The sequence below is a fragment of the Succinimonas amylolytica DSM 2873 genome (assembly GCF_000378405.1).
GTDB lineage: Bacteria > Pseudomonadota > Gammaproteobacteria > Enterobacterales > Succinivibrionaceae > Succinimonas > Succinimonas amylolytica.
The window spans coordinates 353,578-365,211 of sequence record NZ_KB899636.1 but is presented as its reverse complement, the minus strand read 5'-3'; the positions used below and the strand labels follow the sequence as shown (position 1 = coordinate 365,211).

Annotated in this window: 8 protein-coding genes; 5 read left to right on the top strand and 3 right to left on the bottom strand. The window is 40.6% G+C overall.

What is annotated here, in order from left to right; all coding sequences use genetic code 11:
* Nucleotides 1–528 precede the first annotated feature (528 nt).
* Both F557_RS0101665 and F557_RS0101660 read right to left on the bottom strand, forming a co-directional pair.
* Nucleotides 529–3,783, bottom strand: coding sequence for an efflux RND transporter permease subunit (locus F557_RS0101665; protein ID WP_019000532.1), 3,255 nt, complete (start codon nt 3,781–3,783; stop codon nt 529–531).
* A gap of 24 nt (nt 3,784–3,807) precedes the next feature.
* Nucleotides 3,808–4,995 (bottom strand): efflux RND transporter periplasmic adaptor subunit, encoded by a 1,188-nt coding sequence (locus tag F557_RS0101660; protein ID WP_026297686.1) that lies wholly within the window; start codon nt 4,993–4,995, stop codon nt 3,808–3,810.
* 205 nt (nt 4,996–5,200) lie between these two features.
* On the opposite strand from F557_RS0101660, the gene F557_RS20860 reads away from it, so the two are divergent.
* The 5 genes from F557_RS20860 (at nt 5,201) to gmk (ending at nt 9,897) form a co-directional block, all read left to right on the top strand.
* Nucleotides 5,201–5,884, top strand: coding sequence for a TetR family transcriptional regulator (locus F557_RS20860; RefSeq protein ID WP_026297685.1), 684 nt, complete (start codon nt 5,201–5,203; stop codon nt 5,882–5,884).
* A gap of 203 nt (nt 5,885–6,087) precedes the next feature.
* The gene (locus F557_RS0101650) at nt 6,088–7,122 is read left to right on the top strand and encodes an OmpA family protein (protein ID WP_019000529.1); all 1,035 of its coding nucleotides are present in this window, start codon (nt 6,088–6,090) and stop codon (nt 7,120–7,122) included.
* Nucleotides 7,123–7,534: 412 nt separating this feature from the next.
* On the top strand, nt 7,535–8,260 hold the full coding sequence (locus F557_RS0101645) for a DUF3334 family protein (protein WP_019000528.1): 726 nt from the start codon (nt 7,535–7,537) through the stop codon (nt 8,258–8,260).
* A 250-nt stretch (nt 8,261–8,510) separates the two neighbouring features.
* Nucleotides 8,511–9,221, top strand: coding sequence for a ribosome biogenesis GTP-binding protein YihA/YsxC (yihA, locus tag F557_RS0101640; RefSeq protein WP_019000527.1), 711 nt, complete (start codon nt 8,511–8,513; stop codon nt 9,219–9,221).
* A 40-nt stretch (nt 9,222–9,261) separates the two neighbouring features.
* Nucleotides 9,262–9,897 carry a guanylate kinase gene (gene gmk / locus F557_RS0101635; protein ID WP_026297683.1) on the top strand — a complete coding sequence of 212 codons (636 nt, stop codon included), beginning with the start codon at nt 9,262–9,264 and terminating at the stop codon, nt 9,895–9,897.
* 74 nt (nt 9,898–9,971) lie between these two features.
* Here gmk and glnA read toward each other — a convergent pair whose 3' ends face one another.
* Entirely contained in the window at nt 9,972–11,393 is a 1,422-nt protein-coding gene (glnA, locus tag F557_RS0101630; RefSeq protein ID WP_019000525.1) for a glutamate--ammonia ligase, read from the bottom strand.
* Nucleotides 11,394–11,634 lie beyond the last annotated feature (241 nt).

Genomic DNA, 11,634 nt, shown 5'->3' with positions numbered 1-11,634 from the left:
ATCTCACCCCTGAGGTATCCTTCACATTCCGTGCTATCTTTCCCTGCAGGCCGGCCGTCGCTTATGTCTTATGCCTTGTTTTCTGGACTCTGGCTGCGTTCCTTAAATTTTCACACTCGTTTTGTTCGGCCCTTCACACGCATACTCCTCGCTACTACGGCCTCTGCTGACTTCCTGCCATTCGTTGTTACTACCCATTAATGAGCTGACAGGATCTCCTCGGGTAAGCCCTACATCTTTCCTCCCACCACTGCCACCTTTACATTCAGAGTTTCCGTCTGGCTATCGGACTTCGAGTTATTTTGCACTCTTATCCACTCTGGCTGCCTGAAGTGATTCCTGTACGTCAGTTCGGGATTTCACTATTGCTTATTTCAGCTATTACATTACTGTAACCACCTTGCAATTCGCTAACACTTACCACCAGCGGTCGTGTTCGGGACTTTCACCCTACAGATACAGAACATGCCGAGCACACAAAAAAGTCCCCTTAAATAAAGGGGACTTTATCATTACCAGAAAGCAATCTTATGATTGATTAAGAGCTTCCTTTAGCTTTTCAGAACGAGGTTTATATTTGGTGAAATAACGCATTATTAATACAAAGAACACCGGTACAAAAAATACTGCCAGTACTGTCGCAGATAGCATACCTCCGACTACACAAACACCGATTTCATTCCGTCCGGCCGCGCCAGCTCCTGTACTTACAGCCAGCGGTAGTACACCGAGAATAAAAGCCATTGAAGTCATAAGAATTGGTCTAAGACGGATTTTTGCAGCTTCAACTACGGCATCTGTCAGTTTAGCCCCCTTATCGTAAAGTTCTTTAGCGAATTCCACAATCAGAATTGCATTTTTCGCTGATAGACCAACTGTGGTTAGGAGACCTACTTGAAAATATACGTCATTTTCTAAAGGTCTCATCCAAGGAAATAACTCCGGATATTTTTGTGTTAGATATGCGGCACCTACGGCTCCGAATATACCGAGAGGAACTACAAGCATTACAGAAAAAGGTATGCTCCAACTCTCATACAATGCGGCTAGACAGAGAAAAACGAATAGCAATGATATTGCATAAAGAGGTGCTGCTTGTGCTCCGGACTGTTTTTCCTGAAAAGAAACACCATGCCATGCAATACTGTAATTTCCTTCTTCAAGGGAATTAACTATTTCCTCCATTTTGTTCATTGCCTGACCTGTTGAAATACCTGGCTGTGCTTCGCCATTGATCTGTACGGCTGGCAATCCATTAAAACGTTCAAGACGTGGAGAACCGAAAGACCATTCTGTACGGGCAAAAGAAGAGAAGGGAACAAGTTTTCCGGCATTGTTTTTTATATACCACTTGTTAAAATCTTTCTCATTCATTCGTGCTTCAGGTTCGGCCTGAAGGAATATCTTTTTAATACGGTTTCTGTCCATGAAGTCATCAATGTAAGCAGATCCCCAGGCTGCTGAAAGAGTTGCATTGATACTGGGTATATCCAAACCTTGTGAAATAGCTCTAGGGTAATCTATTTTTACATTCAGCATAGGGGTATCGTCAAGGCCGTTGGCTCTGACTCTCGTAAGAAAATTTTTGGCTTCTCCTTGTCCAGTCATGGCAATAACCTTATTTCTGGCATTTATAAGCTGTTCATGAGATCCCTGGTCCGGATCTGTAAGGAACATATCAAATCCTGAAGCTGTTCCCAATTCCGGAATTGCCGGTACATTAAAGGCTAAAACCATACCTTCCCTGATTCCAAGAAGATTTGGAAAGGCTCTTTGAACAATGGCTCTTACATGTCTTTCGGGTGATGATCTCAAGGACCAGTTTTTTAGTTTTACAAATGCCATCCCCGCATTCTGTCCTGATCCTGCAAAAGAGAATCCAACAACCCCCATGATAGATTCAACATTATCCTTTTCTGCCGTCAGAAAATAATTACTCATTTTTCCGAGAACTTCTCTAGTTCTTTCCATGGTTGCACCTGCTGGTAGTTGTATCATTGCCATCAGGACCCCCTGATCTTCTTCCGGAAGGAATGACGATGGTATCCGTATAAACATAAATCCTAATGTTGCACAGATTAAGGCATAAAGAAATACATACAATGCCAATGAACGCACAACGTAACGGACAAACGACATGTAAATCCGGGAGCAGAAATCGAATGATGTGTTGAAGAGCTTGAAGAAGTGAGTAAAAAATATAAGGTCAAGGAGTTTAATGAACTTGTCTTTAATAAGCAAGAATATACCTATAAGACCTTTATATTCAGGATGGGGTAAATCCACAGGTTTAAGAATTGTGGCACAGAGAGCCGGTGTAAGAGAGAGTGCGGTAACTACCGACAGAATCATTGCTGATACTATAGTTATCGAAAACTGTCTGTAAATAACACCGGTTGATCCCCCAAAGAAGGCCATGGGAATGAAAACCGCTGAAAGAACAAGAGCAATACCTATCAGTGCCCCTGTAATCTGAGTCATAGATTTTTTGGTTGCTTCATACGGAGACAGTTTTTCTTCCGTCATGATACGTTCAACGTTTTCTACAACTACAATGGCATCATCCACAAGCAAACCTATGGCCAGTACCAGTCCGAACATGGTAAGTGTGTTAATTGAATACCCTAGGATTGACATAATCCCGAAAGTCCCGAGAAGAACTACCGGTACTGCGATAGTGGGAATAATTGTAGCTCTTATGTTTTGTAGGAATAGATACATAACAAAGAACACAAGAATTATGGCTTCGATAAGAGTATCTACCACCTCGCCGATCGATATTTTTATGAAATCGGTAGTGTCATAGGGATAGATGTATGACACTCCTTTCGGAAAAAACTGCGAAAGCCGGGCAATTTCTTTTTTTACTTCCGCTGCTGTGCCAAGAGCGTTTGCTCCTGAAGCCAAACGGATGCCGATACCAGTGGTTGGCTGGCCATTATATGTTGCTCCGAACTGATACATTTCGTTACCAAGTTCTAATCGGGCTACATCTTTCAGTAAAATTTTGGAACCATCTTCGTTCATTCGGATAACAATGTTTTCGAATTCGTCGATAGATGTAAGTCTTGACTGGCCTCTGATTGTATAGCTGTATACCTGTCCTTTCTTTGCAGGAGCTCCACCGAGTGAACCGAACGTAACCTGTGCATTCTGGGCCTTGACTGATGCAATGATCTCGGGAATTGTAACGTTAACTCTGTTAATACGATCCGGATCAATCCATATTCTCATGGAGTATTCGGAACCGAAAACAAATATTTCGCCAACCCCAGCCAGACGGCTCAATGGTTCTTTAAGGTAACTTTCTGCATAATCTGAAAGGTCTATTTCCTTGACTTCTGGATTGTTTGAAACCAAACCGACAACCATAAGAAAGCTGTTAGTACTTTTCCTGGTATCTATGCCATTTTGCTGAACAGTTGTAGGAAGCTGAGACTGGCACTGCTGCAGTTTATTTTGCACTTGCATTTGGGCAACGTCAGGGTTAGTGCCGGGTTCAAAAGTGATCTGAGTTCTGGCCATACCATAAGAATCAGAAGTGGAACTCATGTACATGTAACCGTCGAGTCCTACCATGTTCTGTTCGATAACTTTGGTGATAGTATTTTCGACAGTTTCAGCACTAGCTCCTGGATAGCTCGCGGATATTGATATTGTTGGAGGAGCTATGGTCGGATACTGTGATACCGGCAATGTATGAATTGCCATAAGACCACCCAGCATAATCACAATGGCTATTACCCATGCGAATATAGGACGATCTATAAAGAAGTGAGCCATATTAAATTTACTACCTTTTGATATTTACTTTAAATCTGTATTTGATTGAGTTGTATCAGTTTTTGTTTCCAAAGGAGTTACTGGACTCTGTGGTCCAATTTTTTGTAAATTGGAGGTGATTACTCGGTCTCCGGCTTTAACGTCTGATTTGACAACGTATTTATTATCAAATTCTGACGTAATGGTTATTACATGCTGTTGAACTGTATTTTCCGGAGATATTGTGTATATTATTGAGGTACCATTGGTCTGTCGCATTACTGCAATTTGCGGAATTACAGTAGCGTTTTGCTGTGAGCCTTCATTGATTTCAGCACGTACATACATTCCAGGTAACAGGATCTGATCGGGATTTGGTACAATTGCACGTACATTAACCATACCGGTGCTTTCATCTACAGTTACTTCCGAAAATTCTAGCTTTGCCTTATGTTCATAGGCTTCACCGTTTTCAAGAAATACCTTGACCTGGTTGTCTTCCGTATTGGGATTGAAGGTCCCGTTTTTAATGTTCTTTTTTAGGAATATGTGATCGTTTACGGATTGTCCCAAATCCAGGTACATGGGATCTAGCTGCTGAATAGTAGCCAGTGCCTGAAGCTGTCCGGTAGTTACCAGTGCACCTTCTGTTATATTAGATCTGCTGATTACTCCGGTTATTGGAGCATATACCTTTGTATATGCCAGATTGATTTCTGCTGTTTTTACGGCAGAGGCGGCTGCCAAGCTTCCTGCCTTTGCAGAATTGTAGTTTGCTTCAGCGTCGTCATAATCCTGTTTGGATATGGCGTTTGTAGTAATAAGTTGGCTGTAGCGGTTATATCTCATCCGTGCAGAATTTTCCTGGGCCTGCGCTTGCGCAAGATTGGCTTTGGCACTTGCAAGCTGTGCTTCATACATTGCCGGGTCTATCTGATAAAGCTGTTGTCCTTCCTGAACAGTTGTTCCTTCCTTGAAAAGTCTCCTCAGAATGACTCCGGATACCTGAGGTCTAACCTCTGCGGTTCGTACGGCAACAGTTCTGCCTGTCAAATTGGATACTACAGGGACACTCTCGGTTTTTACTGTTTCAAAATCAACAGGCATTGGCGGAGGTGCCGAATTATCTCCCATGCTGTTATTCTGTTTATTATCTCCGCATGCGGTCAGTCCTGTTATAGTCAATAGTCCCATTAATAATGTGTAGAACTGTTTTCTTGCTGATATATGCATTTAATTGCTCCAATTTGTGTAACAATATGCCATATTATACTAAGAAAAGATTCTTTTCTATACATACATTCTTGTATGTATAATAAAGGAGGAAAATGCAATAGGCGTTACTTTACAATATGTCTATTATGTTCGTAAATTTTACAGTGCCGCATGATCAGTTGATTTTATGAAAGTGGTTTGGAATGTTTTTGCGGGGGGAGTAATGGTACGAAAAACAAGAGAAGAAGCATTAAAGACCAAAAAACATATAATGACTGTTGCCAAGAAACTCTTTTGTGAAAAGGGGCTTGATAGGACGAAGCTGTGTGATATTGCTCAAAAGGCCGGTCTAACTAGAGGAGCAATTTACTGGCATTTTAACAATATTGACGAATTGTTCATCGAACTGTGGATGGAAATGACATCAAGTGAGAATCTTCTTCGGTTTTGCAGTGATAATACTTCTGCCGCGGGCTATTCAGTGAAGAATTCCATAAAAAACTGGATAGTGAATATGGCCTCGTGTATTGATGAGGAAAAAAGAACCTTTCTGAAAATTCTTATTTCCGTTGTTTTTGGAGAACAAGGTACTTCCCGAATCAGAGAGCTTGTACTTAATAATTATGAAGAAAACCGAAAAATTCTTGAAAATGAATTGACAAAGGGAGTTTTGTGGATGGAACTGCCCCATAATCTCGATACAGATGCTGCAAGTCATTACGTCTTTTCTGAAATTGCTGGTTTTATGATTAACAGTGTTTTTTGGGGGGGGGCTTTTCTTAGGTATGTTGAAGTTTATTCAAATCTTGTAGTTGAGAATCTCACAAAGTTTGTCAGGTATGACAATGAGCTTTCCAATGAAAATATAGGCGGGATCATTTTGCAACAAAACGTTTTCAAATTATAAATATTTGAGGTTAAGTAATTTGTTTTGAATTTTGCTTGGGTAGAAAACTCTAAAATGAGTTGCATAACATCTTAAGTGTAAATATAATGCATGACTGAAAAATCCCCTTTGGTCACCTAACCCAACTGGTGATTATGAGGACAGGCAATAATTAGAATAAGCCTTAATGTTTTGTTAAACATCATTATGGATGGATACTTATTATGAAGAAGACTTTGATTGCACTTGCTGTTAGCAGTGTTGTTGCTTTTGGTTCTGTAGCTTATGCCGCAGAGGCTGAAACTGGTTATGTTGGAGCTAAGGTCGGCTGGTCTCATACCGAGTCTCATTCTGGTCGTAATGCTGTTGGTGTACGTCACAACCGTAACAACAATTGGGATTACGGCATTTATGGCGGTTACAACTTCACTAGTTTCCTGGGCTTAGAAGCTGGATACACCTATTTTGGCAATTTCTCCAACAAGGGTATTTATGAAGGGAAGAGATTAGGCAAGCATACTCTTCATGGTGTTGAGCTTGCATCTCTCCTTGCCATACCTTTTAATGACACTGATGATGTGTTCTTTAAGGTTGGAGGACTCATTATCAACAATCATGACAAGGCTTTTGGGCATACCGAAACAAAGACTGCTCCTTTACTTGGGCTCGGTACAAGAATTGCTTTTGGCGATTTCATAACTCGTCTTGAGTATAATTACGCTCACAAGATTACTGATAGCACTTATGGTTATCAGCCGGATCTTTCAACCATTAATTTTGGTCTCGAGTGGAAGTTCGGCGGTGCTAAGCCTGCTCCTGTAGTAGCACCGGTTGAGCAGCCTAAGACTGTTGTTGTATCAAAGAATATTTCCCTTGATTCCGAGGCTCTTTTTGGATTCAACAGCTCTAAGCTTTCTGCTGAAGGCAAGCAGAGTGTTGCCAGTGTCACCAAGGAAATTAATGATAACAATCTCAAGGACGTACGTATTGATGTTGAAGGACATACCGATCGTATCGGTTCCGATAAGTACAATCTTGAGCTTTCCAAGAAGCGTGCTCGTGCAGTTGTAGAAGAGTTTATTGCTGACGGTGTTGATCCTTCAACTATTACAGCTGAAGGCTATGGTAAAACTCGCCCTGTAACTGGTGATAAGTGTAATGGCATTAAGAACCGTAAGGCTCTTGTTGAATGTCTTGCTCCTGACCGTCGTGTAGAAGTTAAGTTCTCTGGCGTCGAAGAGCACGTTGAAACCAAGTAATTTCTTAATATTGGCTTAGCGCATGCCAATGAAATCGTGATTATTTATGACGAAGAAATCCCGGAAAAATCCGGGATTTTTTTTTTGAGATAATTAAAGACGTAAATGCTGATAAGTCTGATAGTTTTTATGTGGACAAGGACTGACAGATTGTCTATGGAAGTTGTCCACATACTTAGAGATCGGTGAAGGAAGGATTGAATGTTTTTCAAACTCTTGTAAACAGTTACTTATGAGTTCTGTTTTTAGAAAAACAGAGAGACGTCAATCCTCAATTTTGACAGGATATGCATTCTTTACAAATAAGAGTGTTATTTCTAACAAAATATTATTATCATGACAGATGTGAGGGATCAGGGAAAATGTGCTGATGAAATAGATCAGCTGTTTTTTGAATTTTCTGGGAGTCGGTATGGGATCAAAAAACAAAGGTGGCAAGATGCATGATGATAAGAACTGTACGAAGGTTGGGGATTTTCTTCTGAAGCTGTGTCATTCTGTTACTTCTGTTCTGTCCGAGGCGACCCATCATGACATTAATTTCTCACCAATGGTTCAAAAGATCTCGAAGACTTGTCTTAAACCGGATATTGGCTGTTTTGTATTGTTTGACGGAGCATTTGCCGGTTTGGTAGTCATTAACTTTACCGCAGAAGCTGCGATGGAAGTGTATTCGCAGTATCTGATTAACATGGGACTTCCAAAAGAGGAACTGGCAACAGTTTATACATCTGACGAGGTCGGTAACGTCATGGGAGAGCTGATGAACCAGATTCTTGGCGATTTTACGTCTAAAGTCAGTCAGGAATTCAGAACCTCCATAACTCAGAGTCAGCCTAAAATGCTTACTTTAAACCGTCAAGTACGCATAAGTGTAAATGCTCATCTAGATAAACCACATGCATATAGAGTTTCCTTTTATACAGAAAAGAACAACATCTTTTATATGGAACTGGCTATGGATAATACAGAATTTATCCAAATGCAGGAGTTTGTTCCTCAGACTGATGTTAATCCTGATAAGATTCTTGCAGACGTAGAAGCTCAGAAGGAACTCAAGCAGGAAACAAAACCGGCAGCAGAAGAGACAATGTCTGCTTCTGATGCAGATGATCTTTTGGCGTCGCTGGGATTGTAAAATCCGTTTTTCTGTGATGTTAAATTATTTCCGATAATGTTCAGATTACCGGTTATCGGATTCTAGTAAAGGTTGCTCATCTTTTCCAGTAAACCGTATGATATAGTAGCATTCATGAATCATGATTGTTGAAATCTTAGTTTCTTCTCTTGTCTGTCTTTTTTTGCCATCGAGGATTTGTATCAGTCATTTCTGAAAGTGTATTACATGTTAAAATTAATGAAGTTTTTTTTATGCCGGTGCTGACCAAATGCTCAATTTTAACAATACTCGGTTTATAACAAGTGCTCCTCATATAGGAAAGTTACCTCCGGATTCAGGAATTGAGGTGGCTTTTATTGGAAGATCGAATGCCGGGAAATCTTCGGCGTTGAATGCCATTACCAATATTAAAAATCTCGCAAAAACCAGCAAAACTCCTGGGCGAACACAGCTCATCAATCTTTTTGAAGTAAAGGAAGATTGTCGTATTGTTGATTTGCCAGGATACGGTTTTGCCCAAGTTCCATTGGCAGTGAAAAACAAGTGGCAGAAATCTTTAACTGAGTACCTTCAAAAGAGAAAGTCTTTAAGAGCCTTGGTACTGATAATGGATATCAGACATCCTTTGAAGGATTTGGATCGTCAGATAATGACATGGGCGTCGCTCTCAAATATAGAGGTTCTTATTCTCCTGACAAAGGCTGACAAGCTTAAGCTTAATGAACTGAAGTCTGCTTTATTGAATGTAAAAAAGAGTATGGTTGAATTTGGTTCATCATACAAAATTGTTCCTTTTTCTTCTTTGAATCGAACAGGGGTTGACGAGGTTAGACAGATTCTTTCCGATTTTTATGAAACATTCCATGGTTATTCTCAAAGTGAACAGGAAGGGTTGGAATACGATGCCGAACAATCTGACATGAAAGAAGGGGAGACTGTTTTTGACGATGAGGCATGGAACAGATATAAGCAGGAATGAATATATTGCTAAATAACTGTATCAATAGAGGGATAAACGGATGAAGGGTACGATTTTTATTATTTCATCTCCCAGTGGCGCTGGTAAATCAAGCCTTATCAGGGCTTTATTTGAAGAACACAATCAAGATGGTTCGTTATATTTGTCAATCTCTCATACAACAAGGCCTATGAGACCGGGTGAACGAGACGGAGCAGATTATCATTTTGTTTCTGAGTCTGATTTTAAAAAGCTTATTGAAAGAAATGCCTTCTATGAATGGGCTCATGTATTTGACAAGTATTATGGTACTTCCAGAGAATTGGTTCAGGAAGCTGTAAACTCCGGTCGAGACGTTTTTCTTGATATCGACTGGCAAGGGGCCCAGCAGATAAGAAAGATTGAACCTGATGTAAAAAGCATATTCATATTGCCGCCGAGCCTAGAGGAGCTTAAGAGAAGACTGGTTTCTCGTGCTCAGGATTCCGATGAGGTAATTAGTAAGAGAATGGCCAAGGCTCAAAGGGAGATTAGTCATTACAGGGAGTATGATTACGTTATTGTAAATGATGTGTTTTCAGAAAGTCTTGATGCTTTGTGGGGGATTGTGAATGCTTCTAGGCATTCTATCTGCAATCAGAAGCTTTCTCAGAAATATATTCTTGATGGGCTTCTGTCAGGATATTCTGGTAATTAATAGTTAATAAAAATCCCTTCTGATAATCCAAAAGAAGGGATTTAATCCGTTTTTGTGTTTGGTCTGCTTTTATCTTACAGCGAATAGTATAGTTCAAACTCTGCTGGATGAGGGGTCATTCTGACCTTGTCCACTTCCTGCTGTTTTAACGCGATGTATGCATTGATGTAATCCTCGGTGAATACTCCGCCTTCGGTCAGGAAGGAATGATCAGACTTGAGAGAATCCAAAGCTTCCTGGAGGGATCCGCATACCTGAGGAATCTGAGCTTCTTCCTCAGGCGGAAGATCGTACAGATTTTTGTCCATCGCTTCACCTGGATCAATGCGATTTTTAATACCATCAATACCCGCCATAAGCATCGCGGCGAAAGCTAGATATGGATTTGCCATGCAATCAGGGAATCTTACTTCGATTCGAATTCCTTTGGGATTGGAACATGCAGGAATTCTTATAGAGGCTGACCTGTTCATGGCGGAGTATGCTAGCATTACGGGAGCTTCAAAACCGGGAACCAGCCGTTTGTATGAGTTGGTTGAAGGATTAGTAAAAGCATTCAGAGCTTTGGCATGTTTCTTTATACCACCAATGTACCATAAGGCCATTTCTGACAGGTTTCCATAAAGATCACCCGCGAATAGATTATGTGGTTTACCATCTTTGTAAATACCCAGAGACTGATGAACATGCATACCTGATCCATTATCACCCACTACTGGTTTAGGCATGAAAGTTGCCGTTTTTCCATTTATATCAGCGACATTCCACACTACATATTTTTCAATCATCACTTCATCGGCTTTTTTGGTAAGCGTGTTGAATCGTGTGGCAATTTCATTCTGGCCACAGTTTCCTACTTCGTGATGATGGGCTTCTACCACCAGCCCCATTTCTTCGAGAATAAGGCACATCTGGGAGCGTATATCCTGAGAAGAATCGACTGGAGGAACCGGGAAGTAGCCTCCCTTTACAGTTGGTCTGTGCCCCTTGTTGCCATTTTCGTATTCAGTTACAGAATTCCAAGTAGCTTCGATGTCATCGATTTCCACCATGCTTCCCTTCATTTCACAACCGAAACGAATGTCGTCAAAGAGGAAAAATTCGGGTTCCGGGCCGAAAATTGCGTAATCAGCGATTCCTGATGATTTCAGATATGCTTCAGCTCTTTTGGCGATAGAACGAGGGTCTCTGTCATAGCCCTGCATTGTTGTAGGTTCCAGAATATCGCAACGTATCTGAACAGTAGGATATTCATAGAAAGGATCAAGCTTGATAGTTTCCGGATCTGGCATAAGTATCATGTCAGATTCGTTGATGCCCTTCCATCCGGACATAGATGAACCGTCAAACATTTTGCCATTGTTAAAAAAATCTTCATCCACGTCATTTGCTGGGATAGAAATGTGATGTTCCTTGCCCTTGGTATCTGTGAAACGAAGGTCAATGAACTTAACTTTATTGTCCTGAATAAAATTTAAAGCATCGAGAACTGCCATTTGGAATAGTCTCCGAGGAAATTTATAGGTAAGGCCAGGCGTTGTCAGAAATTTAATTTTTCAGCAAAACACTAGCGATTGTAATTCTAGCATAATTTATGATGTCCTATGTCATGTACGCTTTTTCAGATTATTTTCATTGCTATTAATTGTCTCTTGGGTGGTAGTACATTGTAAAAATGGAAATGATTGATGAAAATTAAGATTTTTGCTATGCAGATCACATGTAAGATAGTAAAAT

What these genes read in the sequence shown, in the direction of transcription:
- F557_RS0101665 (WP_019000532.1), bottom strand. Translation starts at nt 3,783, where the DNA reads ATGGCTCACTTCTTTATAGATCGTCCTATATTCGCATGGGTAATAGCC.
- F557_RS0101660 (WP_026297686.1), bottom strand. Translation starts at nt 4,995, where the DNA reads ATGCATATATCAGCAAGAAAACAGTTCTACACATTATTAATGGGACTA.
- F557_RS20860 (WP_026297685.1), top strand. Translation starts at nt 5,201, where the DNA reads ATGGTACGAAAAACAAGAGAAGAAGCATTAAAGACCAAAAAACATATA.
- F557_RS0101650 (WP_019000529.1), top strand. Translation starts at nt 6,088, where the DNA reads ATGAAGAAGACTTTGATTGCACTTGCTGTTAGCAGTGTTGTTGCTTTT.
- F557_RS0101645 (WP_019000528.1), top strand. Translation starts at nt 7,535, where the DNA reads ATGGGATCAAAAAACAAAGGTGGCAAGATGCATGATGATAAGAACTGT.
- yihA (WP_019000527.1), top strand. Translation starts at nt 8,511, where the DNA reads ATGCTCAATTTTAACAATACTCGGTTTATAACAAGTGCTCCTCATATA.
- gmk (WP_026297683.1), top strand. Translation starts at nt 9,262, where the DNA reads ATGAAGGGTACGATTTTTATTATTTCATCTCCCAGTGGCGCTGGTAAA.
- glnA (WP_019000525.1), bottom strand. Translation starts at nt 11,393, where the DNA reads ATGGCAGTTCTCGATGCTTTAAATTTTATTCAGGACAATAAAGTTAAG.